The sequence below is a fragment of the Streptomyces sp. NPDC003393 genome, assembly GCF_053589015.1.
Genome location: NZ_JBSFRB010000007.1, coordinates 108,676 through 127,542 on the forward strand (window position 1 = coordinate 108,676; position 18,867 = coordinate 127,542).

Consider the following 18,867-nt stretch of genomic DNA (forward strand, 5'->3'; position numbering starts at 1 on the left):
GTCTTTCACTGGATACGGTGCAGGACGCGAATGGGATGGCTGTTGTCCGTAAAATCATGAAGTTTCCTGTTTCTGTGTCCGATGGTGTTCGCTGGGTTGCGGGCCGCGGGGTCCGCCGGGGGGCCGCGGACCCGGCTGCCGCGAATCTTCACGGCGATCGCGCAACGGCGGCACGGGAGGCGGCGCGAGAGCGCGGGAGCGTGCCGGACGGTGCGGCGTGTCCCGTTCAGACCCACACCGGCAACACTTCTCGCGCCAGGATTCGACGACCATGTCGTGGAGCATGTGGAGAAGCCGCTCCCGCGTCGTCGCGGCGTGTGCACAGATGCGTGACCGGAGCGTTCCACGTGCCCGGCGCGCAGGGCCGTTGCGTAGATGCGCGGCGCGGTCCGTGGTTTGATCCGTTGCGCCGCCGGTGACGCGAGGGCGTCCGGGAACGGATGCCGCACGCCTGCGGCCGCGGCGGCTCGCCGTCCCCAGCGGGACCGCCCCAGGTGCCCCACCCCATGCGAAGGGAAGTCCCCCATGAACTCCGCTCCCCGGATCCGGACCACCGAGATCTCCGACGCCGAACTCGACGACGTCTCCGGTGGTCTGGGCGGTCTGAGCCCGCACGCCGGTGTCGTCGCCGGCCCCACCGCGATCAGCGACTCCGACGTCTTGGGCCAGGCCCAGGACGTCACGGCCGGAGCGCTCGGCACCGCACTGGGCACCCTCGGCCAGTACCGCCAGGTCGGGGTGGCCGTCTCGTTCTGATCCGCGCGGCTTCGGACGGCCGAAGGGCCGGCCCGGGAGGAAACCCTCCGGGCCGGCCCTTCGTGCCGCGCCCCAGATGCACGACGCTGCCGGCTGCGCAAGGATCGGAAGCAACCAAGAACCGGAAGCACCCGGGATGTCCGGGCATCGAAAACCTGGACATCCCCGGGTATCGGAAGCATCGGGGAATCCGGACCGTCCGGAGCGTCTCATGGTTACCAAGCGCATCCTGGCCCGTCCCGCGCGCCCCACGGACACGGCCGCGCCCGGCGCCGCCGCCCCTGTCACGTCCGCGGCCGACGCGGGCCTGCTGCTCCTCAGGCTGACCTTCGGACTGCTGATGGCCGGGCACGGCGCACAGAAGCTGTTCGGTCTCTTCGGGGGCAACGGCCTGACGGGGACCGGCCGCTATCTCGAGAGCCTCGGCTACCGCCCGGGAACGGTCTTCGCGGTGATCGGTGGTGCCTCCGAGCTCCTCGGAGGCATCGGCCTGGCTCTCGGCCTGCTCACCCCCTTGGCCGCCGCCGCACTCATCGGCGTGATGATCAACGCCATGGTGACGGTCGGTGGCGCGAACGGCCTGTGGATCACGGAACAAGGGGTCGAGTACAACGTCTGCATCGCCGTGGTCGCCCTGGCCGTCGCCGCCATCGGCCCGGGCCGGCTGGCCGTCGACCGGTTCTTCCGCTGGGGCTCGGGCGGCTGGCCCGAAGCGGCCGTCGCCCTCGTCCTGGGCGGCATCGGGGCCGCGATCAGCCTCATCGCCTGAGGGTCCGGTCCTCCGCGGCCGGGCCCCGGACCTATGCCGCCCGGACGAGGCGGTTGGCGAAGGTCGACATCGTGTAGGCGCCGATGCCGAGGACGACTTCCAGGGCGTTGCGCTCCGTGTAGCCGTGGGCCAACAGCGCCTCGACCGCGTCGTCGTCCACCGCGCCCGCACGGGTCAGGACGTCGAGGGTGAACGTACGGATCGCGGCGAGCCGTTCGTCGGTCGGGGCGTGCCCCTCGCGCAGGGCGGCGACGAGTTCGGGGTCCGCGCCGAGCTTGCGGAGCTCGCCGGTGTGCAGGGCGATGCAGACGTGGCACCGGTTGCGGACGGCGACGGTCATGATGACGGCCTCCCTGGCGAGCGGGTCCAGGGTGCAGCGCTCGAAACTGGCGCTCAGCGACAGGAACCCGTCGAGCAGTTCGGGGGACGTGGCCAGCCGGGCCACGGCGTCCGGCAGCGTCCCTCCGAAGCGGTCGGCGACGGACCGCATCGCCGGTCGCGACGCCTGCGGGGCGCTCTCCATGGTGTGTGCGGTGAACATGGCACCTCCTAAGATGGTCAACATGGTTGACGATGAGATGGTAAACCAGGTTGTCCGTTCAGGAAAGGGTGCGGAAGCACACGGCGGCGACGCGGACCGGCCGAGGGCCGGCTACGAGCTGCCGCTGCTGCTGTTCGCCGGCTTCCGGACGCTCATCGACGCGCTGCACACCGAACTCGCCGAGCAGGGACACCCGCAGGTGCGCCCGGCGTACGGGTTCGCCCTCCAGGCGATCGGCCCGCAGGGCAGCGCCGCCAGCGACATCGCACGCCGCCTGGGCATCTCCAAACAGGCCGCCGGTAAAACCGTCGACCGCCTGGTCGCCCTCGGTTACGCCGAGCGCGCGGAGGATCCCACCGACGCCCGCCGCAAGGTGGTGCGCCTGACCGCACGCGGCTTCGACGTCCTGTCCCGCTCGGCCGCGATCTTCGAGCGGCTACGCACCGAGTGGGCGGCCCGGCTGGGCGAGGACCGCCTGAGCGCCATCGAGGACGACCTGAGCACCGTGGTGGCGCCGGGCGCGTTCCGACTGGACGCGGCGGGCTGGATGGGCGGCACGTCCTGAAGCAACCGGCGGGTGCTCCGCGTGGCTGACCACCTGGGGCCGTGGCCCGCCGCATGGTCAGCCCCCATAAACCGGCCTCGTACGTCACACGCACCGGCCGAGCCGGGACAGGGCGTGTACGCGGTGCGTGTCAGCCGTCACCGCGGCACGGACCGTACGACGCTCGGTCGATCGCCTCGATCTCCGCCCCTTTGCGGATGGTACGTCAATGAATGTTCGACTATGCGTAATTTGTCGTACGGTATGCTTCTTTACCGAGCCTTGACGCTCCGTTGAGTGGCAGTCCGCTCATTCAGAGGAGTTGTCATCCAGAACTTCTGGATCTAGATGCGGCGGGGGGCGTGACATGGATCGAGTCGTCCGGGCCGTTGAAGTGCCCGCAACCGCTCGTGACAGCGTGCCTGAACCGGGCCGCGTCGTTCTCGGCGTCTGATCCCGCGGTCCGACGCCCGCACCAGGTGTCGCGCGACCGTGCGCGGACCGCCGACCGGTCGGACACCGACCTGCTTGTGTCCCGAGGCGCACCAGTACGCCAAGCCCCGGCCGGGCACGCCCACTCGGCCCGACCGGCACCGCCTGTGCCGGGCCGTGTCGCCGACCCCACCGGCAGCGCCCGCGCGCCGCCCCAGCCAAGAAGGCACTCGACGCCGTCGCCGAACCGAACGGGAGGACAGACGCCCGTGCACGACACCACCGCCATGCTCATCGAACTCGGGGCCATCATCCTCGCCCTGGGCCTGCTGGGCCGCCTCGCCGGACGAGTGGGCTTCTCTCCCATACCCCTCTACCTCCTGGCCGGACTCGCCTTCGGCCAGGGCGGCATCCTCCCCCTGCAAGCCAGCGAGGAGTTCACCGCCACCGGCGCCGAGATCGGCGTCATCCTCCTGCTGCTCCTGCTCGGCCTGGAGTACAGCGCCTCCGAACTCGTCACCAACCTCAAGACCCAATACCCCTCCGGTGCGGTCGACTTCGTCCTCAACTCCGTACCCGGTGCCGTCGCCGCACTCCTTCTGGGCTGGGGCCCGGTGGCCGCCGTCGCGCTGGCCGGCGTCACCTGGATCTCCTCCTCCGGCGTCATCGCCAAGGTCCTCGGAGACCTGCGCCGGCTCGGCAACCGCGAAACCCCCGTCGTCCTCGGCGTCCTCGTCATCGAGGACCTCGCCATGGCCGTCTACCTGCCGATCCTCACGGCTCTGCTCGCCGGCGTCGGCCTGGCCGGCGGCGGCGTCACCCTGCTGATCTCCCTGGGCACGGTCGGCGCCGTCCTCTACCTGGCCCTGCGCCACGGACGGCTGATCAGCCGCGCCGTCTCCTCCGAGAGCGCCGAAATGCTCCTGCTGGTCGTCCTCGGGCTCACCCTCCTCATCGCCGGCATCGCTCAGGAACTCCAGGTCTCCGCGGCCGTCGGCGCCTTCCTCGTCGGGATCGCCCTGTCCGGCGAGGTCGCCGAAGGCGCCAGCAACCTCCTCACCCCGCTGCGGGACCTGTTCGCCGCCGTCTTCTTCGTCTTCTTCGGCCTGTCCACCGACCCCTCGGACATCCCGCCCGTCCTCGTCCCCGCCCTGCTGCTCGCCGTCGTCACCGCCCTCACCAAGGTCGCCACCGGCTGGTACGCCGCACGCCGCGCCGGGATCCAGGGCGCGGGCCGCTGGCGAGCCGGCGGCACCCTCGTCGCCCGCGGCGAGTTCTCCATCGTCATCGCCGGACTCGCCGTCGGTGTCGAGCCCCGCATCGGCCCCCTGGCCACCGCCTACGTGCTGATCCTCGTCATCGTCGGCCCGCTCGCCGCCCGCTACACCGAACCGCTGGCCCGCCGCCTCACCCGCCGGCCCGCCGCAGCGCCACCGGCGGAGGAAACTGCCGACGCCGAGCGGGCCGAAGACGCACACGCCCACGTCTGAGTTCTCGCCCGGGCGGCAGCGGCGACTCCTCCGTGCGGCCCCACGCGCACGGAGGAGCTCCACGGCCTCACCGCGATCCCGGTGCGGGACTGGCCGTCGCACGCCCTGTCGCGCGAGGATTCGGGATCAGTATCGGCAGGAGGGGCAAGTGACCGCGCACGACGCACTCGGTGAGTTTCTCGACGGCTACGCCGACATCCTGACGGACGCCTCCAGCACCGGACGCCGTCTCACCCGCGACGAACTGGACTCCCGTCGCGCACTGGGCGCGAAGGCCGCGGTGTCGGGCCACGGATGGCGTGTGCTGGTGCGCGAGCACCTCGCGGTCAGCCGTACCGACTGGCCCGCCGCAGCCGCTCCGGACAGTGTCGTGTCCGTCATCGAGCAGGCCATCGACGCCTTCGCGGACGGGTACGAGCGGGCCCAGCGCCTGGTCATACGCCAGGAGGAGGCGGCCCGACGCGAGTTCATCGACGACCTCCTCCACGGGCGCGGCGACCCGGGACAACTCGCCGCACGCGCCGAACGCTTCGGGCTGCGGCTCTCCCGCGACCACGTCGTGGCCGTGGCCGAGGGCCCCGCCAAGTACGACGAGACCGATCCCGTGCCCCGCCAGGTGCAGGACGCCCTCTTCGGCCGCTTCGAGAACCGCAGGATCCTGTTCACCACCAAGGACGGCCGGATGCTCTGCATCGCGCCCGGCGACCAGGCCGACGTCCTGACCTACTTCGCCAAACAGGCCCACGCCGCCACCGACGGCGGCCAGGTCGCCATCGGCCGCTCCCGGCCCGGGGCCGTCGGCATCGGACACAGCTACGAAGAAGCTCTCAACGCCCTCGACGTCGCCCAGCGCATGGGCTTCGACGACCCGCTGCTGCGCGCCGCCGACCTGCTGGTCTTTCCCGTACTCGCCCGGGACCGGCAGGCCCTGATGGACCTCGTACGCAGCATCCTCAGCCCGCTGGAACACGCCCGCGGCGGAGCCCGGCCCCTGCTCGAAACACTGACCGCGTACTTCGAGACCGGCTGCGTGGCCGCCGAAACCGCCCGTCGACTGTCGTTGAGCGTACGGGCCCTGACCTACCGGCTGGAACGCATCCACACCCTCACCGGCACCGACCCCACCGACCCCGCACACCGCTACACCCTGCAGACGGCGGTCATCGGCGCCCGGCTGCTCGACTGGCCGTCCAGACCTCTGTGACCCACGGACACGTCGCCGGGGAAGTGGCCCTCACCCGGAGCCGAGGGCGTTCAGGACAGCACACCTACCGGCCCGAGCGAGCCCGCGGCCGGCCGTCCTCGCTCAGGCCCGGCCGACCGGGTCCTGATCGTCCAGGGTTTCCTGCGCCTCCGCGAGCGGCGCCGGGGGCGTCGGCGCGGGCCTGCCCCACCGGGCGGTCAGACTCCGGGCCACGGGCTCGGTGTAACGAGCGGTGAGCGGACCGAGGATCACCAGGATGAGCACGTACGCCGTGGCCAGCGGGCCCAGCGAGGGCTCGATCCCCGCGGTGACCGCGAGGCCTGCGATGACGATGGAGAACTCCCCACGGGCGACCAGCGTGCCACCGGCCCGCCAGCGGCCGTTGACGGATACGCCGGCCCGCCTGGCCGCCCAGTAACCGGTGGCGATCTTCGTGCCGGCGGTGATGACCGCCAGCACGAGTGCGGGCCCGAGCACCGGCGGAATGCTGGACGGATCGGTGTGCAGACCGAAGAAGACGAAGAACACCGCGGCGAACAGGTCCCGCAGCGGCGCGAGCAGGTTGTGCGCGCCCTCGGCCGCCTCTCCGGAGAGGGCGATGCCCACCAGGAAGGCGCCCACCGCGGCCGAGACCTGCAGCTCCTGCGCGATGCCGGCCACCAGCAGGGTCAGGCCCAGCACCACCAGCAGCAGCTTCTCCGGATCGTCGCTGGAGATGAACCGGGAGATGTGGCGCCCGAAGCGCACCGCGAGCAGCAGCACGAGCGCGGCCACGCCGAGTGCGATCGCGAGCGTGACGCCGCCGGCCGCGAAACCGGTCCCGGCCAGCAGGGCGGTGATGATCGGCAGGTAGACCGCCATGGACAGGTCTTCCAGCACCAGAATGCTCAGGATCACGGGCGTCTCGCGGTTGCCCAGCCGCCCGAGATCACCGAGCACCTTGGCGATGACGCCGGAGGACGAGATCCACGTGACGCCCGCCAGCACCACGGCGGCCACCGGCCCCCAGCCGAGCAGCAGCGCCATCGCCGCGCCCGGCAGCGCGTTCAGCGCGGCGTCGGCCATACCCGCCGCGTACTGCGTCTTGAGGTGGGAGACCAGGTCGCTGGCCGTGTACTCCAGACCGAGCATCAGCAGCAGCAGGATCACGCCGATCTCGGCGCCGATCGCCACGAACTCCTCGCTGGCGCCCAGCGGCAACAGGCCGCCCTGGCCGAAGGCCAGTCCGGCCAGCAGGTACAAGGGGATGGGCGAGAACTGAAAACGACCGGCGAGCCGGCCGAGCAGCCCCAGACCGAGGATGATCGCGCCGAACTCGATCAGGAACGTGCCGTAGGAGTGCACGCGCACTCACTCCCGACCGAGGATCGCGGCGGCAGCCTCCACGCCCTCGCGAGTGCCGATCACGATCAGGGTGTCCCCGCCGGCCAGCCGGAACTCCGGACCCGGGGAGGGGATCGCCTCGGCGCGGCGCAGCACCGCCACGATCGACACACCGGTCTCCGTACGCATCCGGGTGTCGCCCAGCACCCGCCCGTTCCAGTACGAGGTCGCCGCCAGTTCGATCCGCTCGGCCACCAGCCCCAGCTCGGTCGTCGACAGCAGACTCGGGCTGTGGTGCTGCGGCCTCAGGGCGTCGATGAGCGCCTCCGCCTCCCCCGACGTCAGCCGCACCGACAGCGCACAGGCATCCGGATCGTCCTTGCGGTACGCGCTCAGGGTCCGTGACCCGTCCCGGTGCGCGACCACGGACAGGGGACGCTGCTCCCTCGTGGTGAGGTCGTAGCGCACTCCGATTCCCGGCAACGGCGTGCTACTCATACGCGCAGCGCCCACGGCTGCCCCCTGTCTGATTCGAATGTTTCTTTGGCCAATCTTTAATGACACCCTAACGAGCGCTCCGGACTCGGTGTTCCCCAGCACCGTCCCGAGCCGACCGAGCCGACGGGCGTCTGCGGGTTGCCGGTACCGAAGAGCAAAGCGGTCGGCTTAGACCTCAGTTGTGCCGGAAATCACCGGAAGGAATCGCAAGCATGATCGAATGGGTGTCCTTCAGTGCCGGTGCCCGGCCCGTCCCCAAGCCCGTGGCCACGCCGCTGGTATGGGCCGCCGCGTCCGGCGGTGCGCTGCTGCTGGTGGCAGTCCTCAACGCACTCGTGGGCCAGAACCAGCCGTCCGTCGCCCTGGTCGTCCTGTCCCTGCTGGCGGCGCTCCTGGGCCTGCGCGCCCGCTTCACCGCGGCCCCCGGTACGGCCGTCCTGTGCTGGCTCTTCCTCAACGGCTTCGCGATACCACCCGCCGGCACCCTCACCTGGGCCGGCCACCGTGACGGGTTCCGGCTCACCTGTCTGTTCACCGCCGTCCTCCTGGGCACGACGCTGGCCCGCGTCCTCTACGCCCGCGCCGCCTACCGCCGCGTCACGGCAGGTGTCGACGCCGCCGCAGCGGAACCCGGCGGTGAACCGCGCGGCTGCTGAGACGCAACCGCCGGCCGGTTCCGTGGCGTCCGGGACACCGGTCGGGTTGTATGCCTAACGACACATCACGAATGTGCGTCCGGACCGAGGGCGGGGTGGAGCGCATGTATCTCTGGATTCCCGGAGCGGGCTGGACGGTGATCGCCGTCGCCGCGACGGCGATCGCCTGTCTGTCGCTGCGGATGATGTTCCGCGCGGAGGCACTCCCGGAGGACGTACGCGAGACGGCCCGACGAAGGCGGCGAGCACCCGGCCGGTGGGAGACGTTCTTCGCCCTCCTGGCCGTCTCCTCCCTCTCGATCGACCTGTTGTCCCTGCCGACCGACATGTTGTTCTTCTTCAGCGCCTTTGTCCTCGTCGGGCTGCCCCTGGGCTTCCTCTCCGTGCGCCGCCGGATGCTGGAGCACTGGGCCCATCAGCTGCGTACGGGCGGCGATTTCAGGGCCCAGCCCGACTACGGCCTGATGCCTCGTCTGTCGGTCGTCGTGTTCGGGAGCGTGCTCGTGCTGGTCCTGGCGGCCGACTGGCTGCAGAAGGCCACCTGACCACGTCGCCCCTCCGCATCGCCGCCGGCGCGTCGGTGCGCTGTTCGCGGCACCTCCCCGCGGGACCGCCGGTGAGCTCGATGCCGTCCCCGGTCATCGCCCAGGACGGCAGCCGAAGCTGCCGTCCCTGTCGTCTGCGTTGACTGCCGAAGCCTACGGCTCAACTCCTGCCGCATCAGCCGGGTTCGGCCGGGCTGATGCCGCACTGGCTGGTGCCGGTCGAGCTCCCCAGGGCTCCGCTGCGGATGGGTGGATCAGTGGGTGGATCAGCGCAGTCCGGCGAAGAGATCGTTCTCGGGTATGGCCGCGCCGGTGGCGTCCTGGACACGTACGAACGTCTCCATGCCCATCAACTCGCCGAACCTCTCCTTGCCCATCCTGAGGAAGAAGATGTTCTCGCCCTGACTGGCGTGCGCGGCCAGCGCGTCGAACTTCTGGCCGCTGAACGCGGTGGTGTCCACCCAGGTGGTGATCTCATCGTCGGGGAGGCCGATCTCGGCCATCGCGGCGGCCTCGGCAGGATCCGGCTCCGGCATGTCCGGATGAAATTCGCGCATGATCTCCCCGAACCGCTGCATCCCCGAGCGGGGCACCGTGGTCCAGTACACCTTCGGTGTCAGCGCGGTCGTCTCCAGCGCCGCCATCGTGATGCGGTGGGCCTGGATGTGGTCGGGATGGCCGTAGAAGCCGTTCTCGTCATAGGTGACGACCACATCAGGCCGGTAGTGCCGCATGAGTTCCGCGAGTCGGGCAGCGCCTTCCTCCACGGGGGTCTGCCAGAAGGATCCGGGGGCGTCGTTGCTCGGCCAGCCCATCATCCCGGAGTCGGCATAGTCCAGCATCTCCAGATCGCTGACCTTCAGGACGTCGCAGCTCGCCTTGAGTTCTTGACGGCGCATCGACGCGACGGCCGCCGGATCGTGCCCGGGATCGCCCGGCTTGACACCCCCCGGTCCGTCACCGCAACTGCCGTCGGTACACGTCACGAGAACCGTGCGGATGCCTTCCGCCGCGTACCGGGCGAGGACCCCTCCGGTTCCGGTGGCCTCGTCGTCCGGGTGGGCGTGCACCGCCATGAGTGTCAAGGGCCGGTCAGTCATCAAGCAGTCCTCCAGCAGAAATACGTCTTGGTCCGAGTGTGCGGCAGGACGTGCGCGATCCTGGTGCTCGGATCCTGTCGGGGCGGACGACCTGGTGGTCTCCGAGTTCCCCGCCGGTGCAGCGCCGGTCCCTTGGCCCGGTTCCCCACCGAGCCGGTCCTGTGGGTCCGCCGATTCACGCACGGGCTTACGTCGGTCCCCGCTAGGCACCTCACCGTAAGGGAAAGAGCGGATGCCGCTGGGAGAAGCCGACCAAGATCTTCTCCCGGATTTCTCCCGAGCGATCTCCAGAAACAGCTCAGGGGTCCGACCCGCGATGCGGATCAGGCCCCTGACCTGGTACTACGGCGTCGGGGCCGCGGGATTTGAACCCACGATCTCTTCGTCCCGAAGTATCGGCCGGACGGTCAATGCGGTCCAGGACGCTGGTCGTCGGGTCTTCGCGGGTCTTCGCGGGTCTTCGCCGGTCGACTGCGGTCGCGGTGGTTGCTGTACTCCGCTGCTGTACCGCAACGAGCTGTCGGCGAGGTGGGGCCCGACATCGTCGACCCTGGTGGCAGCAGCGAGCGTCAGCGCTCGCGCACCGCAGTGGCGTCGATCTCCGCGATGAGCGCCTCGATACGAGTCTTGATCTCGTCGCGGATGGGGCGGACGGCCTCCACGCCCTTGCCGGCCGGGTCCTCCAGGGCCCAGTCGAGGTACTTCTTGCCGGGGAAGATCGGGCAGGCGTCGCCGCAGCCCATGGTGATGACGTAGTCGGAAGCCTGGACGGCCTCGGTGGTGAGGATCTTCGGCTTGGCCTCGGAGATGTCGATGCCGACTTCCTTCATGGCCTCGACCGCGGCCGGGTTGACCTGGTCGGCGGGGAGGGAACCGGCGGAGCGGACCTCGACTCGGTCGCCCGCGAAGTGGGAGAGAAATCCTGCGGCCAGCTGCGAACGACCGGCGTTGTGGACGCAGACGAACAGCACGGAGGCGAGCGGGCTGGAGGACATCGGTTCTTGCCCCTTCAGGCTGGGGCCCGACAGGAGGTCGGGAGGGGACCACGGGGATCAGCCCTGACTGGTATCAGCGCAGGCTGATGTGACAGTATCAGTCCATGATGACGTCAGTCGACACTGATCTGATCCGGGTACTGGCCGACCCGCTCAGGCTCCAGATCGTCACTCTGCTTGCCCGCGAGACGCTGTGCACCACCCACCTGGTGGAGGAAACCGGTGCCAAGCAGACCAACCTCTCCAACCACCTGAAGGTGTTGCGTGAGGCCGGAGTGGTGGAGACCGAGCCGTGTGGCCGGTGGACCTACTACAAGCTGCGGCCTGACGTCATCGAGACCCTGGCCGGGCAGTTCGCCGATCTCGCCGCCACTGCCCGTGTCACCGCCGACAACAAGAGGGCCTGTCCGTGATCCGCACCGAAGCAACCGCGCCGGCCGTGGAATCCTCGGTCGTCGCGAAGCTGTCGACCCTGGACCGGTTCCTCGCCGTCTGGATCCTGCTCGCCATGGCTCTGGGCCTTGGCCTGGGCCGCGCCATTCCGGGCCTGAACGACGCTCTGGCCGAGGTGGAGATCGGCGGCGTCTCTCTGCCGATCTCCGTCGGCCTGCTGATCATGATGTACCCGGTCCTGGCCAAGGTCCGCTACGACAAGCTCGACGCCGTCACCGGCGACAAGAAGCTGATGGTCTCCTCGCTGGTCATCAACTGGCTCGTCGGCCCGGCGGTGATGTTCGCCCTGGCGTGGATCTTCCTGCCGGACCTGCCCGAGTACCGCACCGGCCTGATCATCGTCGGACTGGCCCGCTGCATCGCCATGGTCATCATCTGGAACGACCTCGCCTGCGGCGACCGTGAGGCCGCCGCCGTCCTCGTTGCGCTGAACTCCGTCTTCCAGGTTTTCGCGTTCGGTCTGCTGGGCTGGTTCTACCTCGACCTGTTGCCGGGCTGGCTCGGCCTGGGTGACGGTCAGCACCTGGACATCTCCATGTGGAAGATCGCGCTCAACGTCGTCGTCTTCCTCGGCATCCCGCTCGTCGCCGGGTTCCTCACCCGCCGCATCGGCGAGCAGAAGATGGGGCGCGAGTCCTACGAGGCGAAGTTCCTGCCGAAGATCGGTCCGTGGGCCCTGTACGGGCTGCTGTTCACGATCGTCATCCTCTTCGCCCTGCAGGGAAAGACCATCACCTCCCAGCCGCTGGACGTCGCCCGGATCGCGATCCCGCTGCTGGCGTACTTCGCCGTCATGTGGTTCGGCACCTTCGCCCTCGGCAAGGTGATCGGCCTCGCATACGACCGCACCGCCACGCTGGCGTTCACCGCGGCGGGCAACAACTTCGAGCTGGCCATCGCCGTTGCCATCGCCACCTTCGGCGTCACCTCCGGTCAGGCCCTCTCCGGTGTCGTGGGACCCCTCATCGAGGTGCCGGTCCTGGTCGCGCTGGTGTACGTGTCGCTGGCTGGGCGCAGAAGGTTCACGGCGCAGCAGCTGGTTACATGACAGCGCGCACCGACGTGGTGGTGGTCGGCGGCGGCCAGGCAGGTCTCGCCGCCGGCCATCACCTGCGCCGCCTCGGCGTCGACTTTGTCATCCTCGATGCCAACTGCGCGCCGGGCGGCGCGTGGCAGCACACCTGGGACTCCCTGCACCTGTTCTCCCCGGCCGCGTACTCCTCTCTCCCGGGGCGGCTCATGCCCGTCCAGCCCGGCCAGCCCTACCCCGACGCCGGGCATGTGACCGGCTACCTCGCCGACTACGAAAAGCGCTATGAGCTATGACCTGCCCGTCCAGCACGGTGTCAGGGCGCAGGGGGTGCACCGTGACGGTGACTGGCTACGGGTGGAAAGCGATGGGGGTGCCTGGCGGGCGCGAGCGGCCATCAGCGCCACCGGTACCTGGTCACGGCCCTTCATTCCCGCCGTCCCCGGCCGTGACGTCTTCACAGGCAGCCAGTTGCACACCACCGGCTACCGGTGCCCGGCCGACGTCACCGGGCAACGCCTCCTGGTCGTGGGCGGCGGGAACTCCGGCGCGCAGATCACCGCCGACCTCGCCCTGGATGGCATCGAGACGACCTGGGTGACCCAGCGTCCGTCTTGTTTCCTGGCTGATGACATCGACGGCCGGGCCCTGTTCGACGTCGCCACGGCCCGCCGCCGAGCCCTCGACCGAGGCCGCACCGACACCGGCGGTGTCGCCTCCCTCGGCGACATCGTCGCCGTCTCGCCTGTCCGCGAGGCTCGACCTCGGCCTGCTCAAAGCCGCTCCGATGTTCACCCGTCTCCTGCCCGACCGTGTCGAGTGGACGGACGGCACCCACGCCGAGGCGGAGGCGATCATCTGGTGCACGCGCTTCCGACCCGCCCTCTCCCACCTCGCTCCACTCCAACTCCGTGGCCCGCGCGGCCGTATCGCCACGGTGGGCACACGGACGGTGGACGAGCCGCGCCTGCACCTGCTCGGCTACGGCGACTGGACCGGCCCCGCCTCCGCCACCCTCATCGACGTCGGCCGACCGGCTCGGGACGCGGTGAGGGAGATCGCGGCGCTTCTCAGCTGAGTCGCCCTGGTTCTAGGCGGTCTCGACGGTGGCGGTAGCGACCCAGCGTGTGAGCACGCTGAATGCCGCCAGCTGTTCCAGAGCCTCGTGTTCGGGCAGCTCCGGCAGACCTCGTGGCTGTTGGGGTTGCGTAGGGCTGACTGTCAGGCTGCGGTCGACGCCTTGGTCAACAACTGGCCCATGGCGGCCAGCACGGACGGCTCCACCCGGTAGTAGACCCAGGTGCCGCGCCGCTCGGAGGTCAGGAGTCCGGCCTCCCTGAGCTTCTTCAGGTGGTGGGAGACGGTCGGCTGGGAGACGCCGACGTCGGAGATGTCGCACACGCACGCTTCGCCGCCCTCGTGTGAGGCGACGGCAGAAAACAGCCGGAGTCGGACCGGGTCGCCGAGCGCCTTGAACATGCGGGCGGTCGTCTCGGCCTCCTCGGCGGTCATAGGCCGCTCGGTCAGCGGCGGGCAGCACGGTGCCACACCCTGACCGTCGGGCTCGAGCAGCGGCAGCACGTTGACATTCGACATACGTCTATGTTGACACATGTCGAAGCAGGCGGGCCAGAGTCACCGGCGCCGCAGGCGGGTGGCCCCCGACTGGCCGCCGCCGGTCACCGCGAGGTCTACATGCTCTGTGAAGCGACTCTAGATTCGATGAATGTCTATGTTGACGCCTATCGATACAGGTGCCATGCTTGCCGCGCACGACATCGACAGGAATCGAAACAGGGAGTCCGCATGTCCGCCTGGATCCGAGGCGTTCTCGCCCGCTCCACCGCCCGGCACCTGGTCGGCATCCAGGTCTGCGACAGCTGCGCGGAGGTATGCGGCGCTGCGTGCCGGGCGGATGCCGAGTGTCGCGCTACCTACCTCACGCTTGCCACCCACGCCCCCCTCCGCTGAACCAACCGCGCGCCGCAACGACACCGAGGAACACTCGCCATGGAAAAGCAGAACCTGCCCGTCGTGGTCATCGGAGCCGGGCCGGCCGGCCTGGCCGCCGCGGCCCACCTGGTCGAGCGCGGCATCCAACCGCTCGTCCTTGAAGCCGGCACCACAGCGGGAAGCGCGGTACGCCAGTGGAGTCACGTGCGGCTGTTCTCCACCTGGAGCGAGCTGACCGACCCGGCCGCCGAAAAGCTCCTCGCCCCGACCGGCTGGGTCAAGCCCGACCCCGCCTCCTACCCCTCCGGCGGTGACTGGGCCGACCTCTACCTGCAGCCGCTCGCCGATGTCCTCGGCGATCGCGTGCGGACCGGCGCCCGGGCGACCGGCGTTTCCCGCACCGGCCGTGACCGGATCGTCGACGCCGACCGCGAAGCTCAGCCCTTCGTCGTCCACGTCGAGTACACCGACGGCCGGGAGGAGCGGCTGTTCGCCCGCGCTGTCATCGACGCCTCCGGCACCTGGATGATCCCCAGCCCCGCCGGCGGCAGCGGACTTCCCGCGCTCGGCGAGCGCGCGGCCGCCGACCGCATCGCCTACCGTGTCCCGGACCTGAAGGACCCGGCCGTACGAGCCCGGTACGCGGGCAAGCGCACCGCCGTCATCGGCTCCGGCGCCTCCGCGTTCACGGCGCTGGCCTACCTCGCCGACCTGGCCAAGGCAGGCGACGGTGCTGGAACGCACGCGGTGTGGATCCTGCGCCGCGGTATCTCCGGCTCTACCTTCGGCGGCGGCACCGCCGACCAGCTCCCGGCTCGCGGCGCCCTCGGCCTGGCCGCAAAGGCCGCAGTCGACGAGGGCCACGCAGACGCCGTCACGGGCTTCCGCACCGAGGCGATAGAGCACGACGGCGACGGCCGCCTGGTCGTGGTCGCCGAGGACGGGCGCCGCCTGCAACCGGTGGACGAGATGATCGTGCTGACCGGCTTCCGGCCGGACCTGTCGTTCCTGTCGGAGATCCGCCTCGGCCTGGACGAGCGCCTCCAGGCCCCGGTCGAGCTGGCTCCGCTGATCGACCCCAACCAGCACTCCTGCGGCACCGTATACCCGCACGGCCACCGGGAACTGGCCCACCCCGAACAGGGCGTCTACCTGGTCGGCATGAAGTCCTACGGCCGCGCTCCGACGTTCCTGGCGATGACCGGCTATGAGCAGGTTCGCTCCGTCGTGGCCGCCATCGACGGGGACATCGAGTCCGCCGACCGCGTCGAACTCACCCTCCCGGCAACCGGCGTGTGCGGTGGAGCAGGGCTGTTCGACGCCCCGGAAGCGGACGAAACCGGCGGATGCTGCGCCCCGGCACCGCAGCTGATCCAGCTCGGCACGAAGACATCTGCCGAAGGGGCCCCGGCGGGCGGCTGCTGCGGCTCGTGACTGGTCTCAACACACGCAATGACGGAGCCGCGACCGGAACAGGGAACCGGTCGCGGCCCCGCGCGGTCCTGCCCGCCCACTGCCTAAGGCCATCGTGAAGAAGGCTGGGCTGAAGCCTGAGTGGACGCCGCGGGAGCTCCGGCACAGCTTCGTGTCCCTGCTCTCCGACCACGGCATCCCGCTTGGAGCGGATCGCGCTCTTGGTCGGTCACAGCAGCCAGGCGACCACGGAGACGGTCTACCGCAAGCAGCTCCGGCCCGTGATCACGCAGGGCGCCGAAGCGATGGAAGACATCTTCGCGGAAGATCAGGAAGGGGAGGACACGGAGGGCCAGGAAGAGGGCGACGCGGTGGCCTGATCAAATTCGTTTGGCCCCCCGAGCACGACAGAGGGCCAATCGCGATCATGCGATTGGCCCTCTGACCGGCGTCGGGGTGGCGGGATTTGAACCCACGACCTCTTCGTCCCGAACGAAGCGCGCTGCCAAGCTGCGCTACACCCCGATGTCGCTGCTTGTCGCGGCGACGACGTTTACTTTAGCCCACCGGTGGCCGGAGACGAAATCCGGTTTTGGGGTGGCGGCGGATCAGGTTCGGGCGGGTGTGGTCGGCGGCCACGAGGAGGACGGCCAAGGTGTAGCAGGACAGGCCCAGGAGCAGGGCGTTGGCCAGGACGTGCTTGTAGCCGTGCCGGGCGACGTCGAGGAAGGGATAGAGGTAGCGGTCCGTCGTGCCCGCGGGGAGCAGCTCGCCGCGGGCGAGGGAGAAGGCCAGGTAGGCCAGGGGGTAGAGCAGCCACGGTGTCGCCTGGCGCAGGCGCAGAGGGGCGGGGGCGGTCAGCAGGAGCCAGTCCAGGAGGACGGCGATCGGCACCGCCGTGTGGAGGAGGTGGCCGGCCGTCGACTGCCACAGGGGGTGGGTGCCGGGGGTGCCCGTGATCGAGAACGGTGGGGAGGTGTCGGTCAGCAGCAGATGGTGGACCAGGGCGGAGACCGTGACGTAGAGCACCATGGCGCCGGTCAGTGTCGCGGGGACGGGGCTGCGGGCGGCCCAGGCCCTGCGGGCCGAGACCGTGAGGAGCAGCACGACCGCGATGTTGCACTGGATCGCGAAGTGGCTCAGGACGCGCAGCGGGGGGCCGATCACCATGTCGGCGGTCACCGCCGCCGCGGCGACCGCGGCGATCACCAGGCGGTACACCCCCGTCCACGGGCGCCGGACGGGGCTCATCACCGCGGTCGCCGGGACGCTCCCGGGCATCACTGCCGAGATGCCCGGGATCGCGGGGAGATCCGGTATCTCTCGGGGGAATGAAGGGGTGGGCGGTAGCGGTGGCAGTGTTGGTTCGGGGGGTGGTTCTGCTTCCGCTGAAAGTGGTGCTTCCAGCGTTTCCGCTGGTGGGGGCGGATCCGGCGTGGGGGGAGTGGGGGCGGCGGTCATGACCTCACCGTAGGGAGGGAGGCCATGACCGGCGATCGGAGTGGGCCGGCCGGGTTACCGCCCGGCTAGTCCCGGCCCACGAGCGTCAGCAGTGTCGCCTCCGGAGGGCAGGCGAAACGGACCGGGGTGTACCGGTTGGTGCCGCAGCCGGCCGAGACGTGCAGGTAGGAGGTGCGGCCCTCGGAGGTGTGCGTGGACAGGCCCTTCACCCGGTCGGTGTCCAGGTCGCAGTTGGTGACCAGGGCGCCGTAGAAGGGAATGCAGAGCTGGCCGCCGTGGGTGTGGCCGGCCAGGATCAGGGGGTAGCCGTCCGCGGTGAAGGCGTCCAGGGTGCGCAGGTACGGGGCGTGGACCACACCCATGGAGAAGTCCGCCACGCCGGACGGGCCGCCGGCCACCTTCGCGTAACGGTCCCGCTTGATGTGCGGGTCGTCCAGGCCGGTCAGCTCCACCGAGACGCCTTCGACCTTGAGCATGCCGCGCGTGTTGGTCAGGTTGAGCCAGCCCGCCTCGTCGAAGCCGTTGCGCAGGTCCTCCCACGGGTTGTGGATCGCGCCGACCGCCGGGGCGTTGCCGTTCAGTCCGTGCCGGCCGCTGGCCTTCTCCAGCAGATAGCGGGCGGGGTTGCGCAGCTTCGGGCCGTAGTAGTCGTTGGAGCCGAAGACGTACGCGCCCGGGAACTCCATCAGCGGGCCCAGCGCGTCCAGTACCTCCGGCACACCCTCCGGGTCCGAGAGATTGTCCCCGGTGTTGATCACGAAGTCCGGGCGCAGACCGGCCAGCGAGCGCAGCCAGCGCTGCTTCTTGCGCTGGCCGCTGACCATGTGGATGTCGGAGACCTGCAGGACGCGCAGGGGGCGCATGCCGGAGGGCAGTGCGGGGACCGTCACCCGCCGCAGGCGGAAGGAGCGGGCCTCGAAGCCCGCCGAGTAGAGGAGACCGGCGGTCGCGACCGCCGTGATGCCCAGGGGAACTCGGTATCGCGCGCGCATGCGTCCATCGTCTCAGGAGCGGGCCGGACAGCGGAAATTGGGCCGTGTGGGGACGTCCGGTACGGACGTTCCGCAGGGACGGCCCCGCACGGACGCCGCGGCCGGGCCGGGCGGTGGCCACGCGCGCGGCACCGGTGAATATCCGCGCACCGGCGTTGCCGTACCTGCGACAATCAGGAGCATGACCACGCTCAAGTCGAAGCTGCACGAAGACCTCAACGCCGCGATCAAGGAGCGCGACGAGCTGCGCTCCTCGACGCTCCGCCTGACGCTCGCCGCGATCACCAAGGAGGAGGTCGCGGGCAAGGAGAAGCGCGAGCTCTCCGACGACGAGGTCCTCAAGGTGATCACCAAGGAGGCCAAGAAGCGCCGTGAGGCGGCCGAGGCCTTCGCCCAGGGTGGCCGTACGGAGTCGGCCGAGCGGGAGAAGGCCGAGGGCGAGGTGCTGGCCGCGTACCTGCCCAAGCAGCTGTCCGACGACGAGCTGAACGCGATCGTCGCCCAGGCCGTCGAGGAGGCGCGGGCGGCCGGCGCCGAGGGTCCGCGTGCCATGGGCGCGGTCATGAAGATCGTGAACCCGAAGGTCGCGGGGCAGGCCGAGGGCGGTCGTGTCGCCGCCGCGGTGAAGAAGCTGCTGGCCGGCTGATCCTGCTGGTCCGGCCCGCGCCCGGCGGACGCCCGTCCGCTCCGGTTCGTTCCCGGTGGGGGCGCG

The 18,867-nt window shown here is 70.1% G+C and carries 19 protein-coding genes, 1 tRNA gene and 2 pseudogenes; 13 read left to right on the top strand and 9 right to left on the bottom strand.

Annotated elements, in window-relative coordinates; genetic code table 11:
• Positions 1-525 precede the first annotated feature (525 nt).
• Together ACWDUZ_RS09880 and ACWDUZ_RS09885 are read left to right on the top strand one after the other, a co-directional pair.
• The gene (locus tag ACWDUZ_RS09880) at positions 526-756 is read left to right on the top strand and encodes a hypothetical protein (RefSeq protein WP_451631301.1); all 231 of its coding nucleotides are present in this window, start codon (positions 526-528) and stop codon (positions 754-756) included.
• A gap of 211 nt (positions 757-967) precedes the next feature.
• Complete coding sequence (locus ACWDUZ_RS09885; RefSeq protein WP_451631302.1) at positions 968-1,525, top strand: DoxX family membrane protein; 558 nt, start codon at positions 968-970, stop codon at positions 1,523-1,525.
• A 31-nt stretch (positions 1,526-1,556) separates the two neighbouring features.
• On the opposite strand, the gene ACWDUZ_RS09890 is transcribed toward ACWDUZ_RS09885, so the two are convergent.
• Positions 1,557-2,066, bottom strand: coding sequence for a carboxymuconolactone decarboxylase family protein (locus tag ACWDUZ_RS09890; RefSeq protein ID WP_451631303.1), 510 nt, complete (start codon positions 2,064-2,066; stop codon positions 1,557-1,559).
• A 13-nt stretch (positions 2,067-2,079) separates the two neighbouring features.
• On the opposite strand from ACWDUZ_RS09890, the gene ACWDUZ_RS09895 reads away from it, so the two are divergent.
• The 3 genes from ACWDUZ_RS09895 (at position 2,080) to ACWDUZ_RS09905 (ending at position 5,736) form a co-directional block, all read left to right on the top strand.
• The gene (locus ACWDUZ_RS09895; RefSeq protein ID WP_451631433.1) at positions 2,080-2,631 is read left to right on the top strand and encodes a MarR family winged helix-turn-helix transcriptional regulator; all 552 of its coding nucleotides are present in this window, start codon (positions 2,080-2,082) and stop codon (positions 2,629-2,631) included.
• Between the two features lie 680 nt (positions 2,632-3,311).
• The gene (locus ACWDUZ_RS09900; RefSeq protein WP_451631304.1) at positions 3,312-4,532 is read left to right on the top strand and encodes a cation:proton antiporter; all 1,221 of its coding nucleotides are present in this window, start codon (positions 3,312-3,314) and stop codon (positions 4,530-4,532) included.
• A 148-nt stretch (positions 4,533-4,680) separates the two neighbouring features.
• Positions 4,681-5,736: a PucR family transcriptional regulator gene (locus tag ACWDUZ_RS09905; protein ID WP_451631305.1), complete on the top strand. Its 1,056-nt coding sequence runs from the start codon at positions 4,681-4,683 to the stop codon at positions 5,734-5,736.
• 102 nt (positions 5,737-5,838) lie between these two features.
• On the opposite strand, the gene ACWDUZ_RS09910 is transcribed toward ACWDUZ_RS09905, so the two are convergent.
• Positions 5,839-7,080 carry a cation:proton antiporter gene (locus tag ACWDUZ_RS09910; protein WP_451631306.1) on the bottom strand — a complete coding sequence of 414 codons (1,242 nt, stop codon included), beginning with the start codon at positions 7,078-7,080 and terminating at the stop codon, positions 5,839-5,841.
• A gap of 6 nt (positions 7,081-7,086) precedes the next feature.
• The gene (locus tag ACWDUZ_RS09915) at positions 7,087-7,557 is read right to left on the bottom strand and encodes a cation:proton antiporter regulatory subunit (RefSeq protein ID WP_451631307.1); all 471 of its coding nucleotides are present in this window, start codon (positions 7,555-7,557) and stop codon (positions 7,087-7,089) included.
• Between the two features lie 212 nt (positions 7,558-7,769).
• On the opposite strand from ACWDUZ_RS09915, the gene ACWDUZ_RS09920 reads away from it, so the two are divergent.
• Together ACWDUZ_RS09920 and ACWDUZ_RS09925 are read left to right on the top strand one after the other, a co-directional pair.
• Positions 7,770-8,213 carry a hypothetical protein gene (locus tag ACWDUZ_RS09920; RefSeq protein ID WP_451631308.1) on the top strand — a complete coding sequence of 148 codons (444 nt, stop codon included), beginning with the start codon at positions 7,770-7,772 and terminating at the stop codon, positions 8,211-8,213.
• Between the two features lie 104 nt (positions 8,214-8,317).
• Positions 8,318-8,758: a hypothetical protein gene (locus ACWDUZ_RS09925; protein ID WP_451631309.1), complete on the top strand. Its 441-nt coding sequence runs from the start codon at positions 8,318-8,320 to the stop codon at positions 8,756-8,758.
• A gap of 266 nt (positions 8,759-9,024) precedes the next feature.
• On the opposite strand, the gene ACWDUZ_RS09930 is transcribed toward ACWDUZ_RS09925, so the two are convergent.
• Both ACWDUZ_RS09930 and ACWDUZ_RS09935 read right to left on the bottom strand, forming a co-directional pair.
• The gene (locus ACWDUZ_RS09930) at positions 9,025-9,858 is read right to left on the bottom strand and encodes a PIG-L family deacetylase (protein WP_451631310.1); all 834 of its coding nucleotides are present in this window, start codon (positions 9,856-9,858) and stop codon (positions 9,025-9,027) included.
• Between the two features lie 569 nt (positions 9,859-10,427).
• The gene (locus ACWDUZ_RS09935) at positions 10,428-10,853 is read right to left on the bottom strand and encodes an arsenate reductase ArsC (protein WP_451631311.1); all 426 of its coding nucleotides are present in this window, start codon (positions 10,851-10,853) and stop codon (positions 10,428-10,430) included.
• A gap of 104 nt (positions 10,854-10,957) precedes the next feature.
• Here ACWDUZ_RS09935 and ACWDUZ_RS09940 point away from each other — a divergent pair, with 104 nt between their 5' ends.
• From ACWDUZ_RS09940 to ACWDUZ_RS09950, 3 genes and pseudogenes are all read left to right on the top strand, one after another.
• On the top strand, positions 10,958-11,266 hold the full coding sequence (locus tag ACWDUZ_RS09940; protein ID WP_451631312.1) for an ArsR/SmtB family transcription factor: 309 nt from the start codon (positions 10,958-10,960) through the stop codon (positions 11,264-11,266).
• Positions 11,263-12,354, top strand: a complete 1,092-nt coding sequence (arsB, locus tag ACWDUZ_RS09945; RefSeq protein WP_451631313.1) for an ACR3 family arsenite efflux transporter — start codon at positions 11,263-11,265, stop codon at positions 12,352-12,354. The genes ACWDUZ_RS09940 and arsB overlap by 4 nt, the downstream gene beginning before the upstream one ends.
• Positions 12,351-13,414, top strand: a pseudogene (locus ACWDUZ_RS09950) (ArsO family NAD(P)H-dependent flavin-containing monooxygenase). The gene arsB and the pseudogene ACWDUZ_RS09950 overlap by 4 nt, the downstream one beginning before the upstream one ends.
• Positions 13,415-13,557: 143 nt before the next feature.
• On the opposite strand, the gene ACWDUZ_RS09955 reads toward ACWDUZ_RS09950, so the two are convergent.
• A complete protein-coding gene (locus ACWDUZ_RS09955; protein WP_451631314.1) occupies positions 13,558-13,932 on the bottom strand; it encodes an ArsR/SmtB family transcription factor in 375 nt (124 codons plus the stop codon).
• A gap of 414 nt (positions 13,933-14,346) precedes the next feature.
• On the opposite strand from ACWDUZ_RS09955, the gene ACWDUZ_RS09960 reads away from it, so the two are divergent.
• Both ACWDUZ_RS09960 and ACWDUZ_RS09965 read left to right on the top strand, forming a co-directional pair.
• Positions 14,347-15,723: an NAD(P)-binding domain-containing protein gene (locus ACWDUZ_RS09960; RefSeq protein WP_451631315.1), complete on the top strand. Its 1,377-nt coding sequence runs from the start codon at positions 14,347-14,349 to the stop codon at positions 15,721-15,723.
• Between the two features lie 85 nt (positions 15,724-15,808).
• Positions 15,809-16,082, top strand: a pseudogene (locus ACWDUZ_RS09965) (tyrosine-type recombinase/integrase); the annotation flags it as partial.
• Positions 16,083-16,153: 71 nt separating this feature from the next.
• Here the strand turns inward: ACWDUZ_RS09965 and ACWDUZ_RS09970 are convergent.
• The 3 genes from ACWDUZ_RS09970 to ACWDUZ_RS09980 form a co-directional block, all read right to left on the bottom strand.
• Positions 16,154-16,227 (bottom strand) — tRNA-Pro (locus ACWDUZ_RS09970).
• Between the two features lie 33 nt (positions 16,228-16,260).
• A complete protein-coding gene (locus ACWDUZ_RS09975) occupies positions 16,261-16,983 on the bottom strand; it encodes a Pr6Pr family membrane protein (protein ID WP_451631316.1) in 723 nt (240 codons plus the stop codon).
• Between the two features lie 245 nt (positions 16,984-17,228).
• Positions 17,229-18,155 (bottom strand): metallophosphoesterase, encoded by a 927-nt coding sequence (locus tag ACWDUZ_RS09980; protein WP_451631317.1) that lies wholly within the window; start codon positions 18,153-18,155, stop codon positions 17,229-17,231.
• A gap of 181 nt (positions 18,156-18,336) precedes the next feature.
• Between ACWDUZ_RS09980 and ACWDUZ_RS09985 the strand changes: the two genes are divergently transcribed.
• Positions 18,337-18,801: a GatB/YqeY domain-containing protein gene (locus tag ACWDUZ_RS09985; protein ID WP_358865179.1), complete on the top strand. Its 465-nt coding sequence runs from the start codon at positions 18,337-18,339 to the stop codon at positions 18,799-18,801.
• The last annotated feature ends 66 nt before the right edge of the window (positions 18,802-18,867 follow it).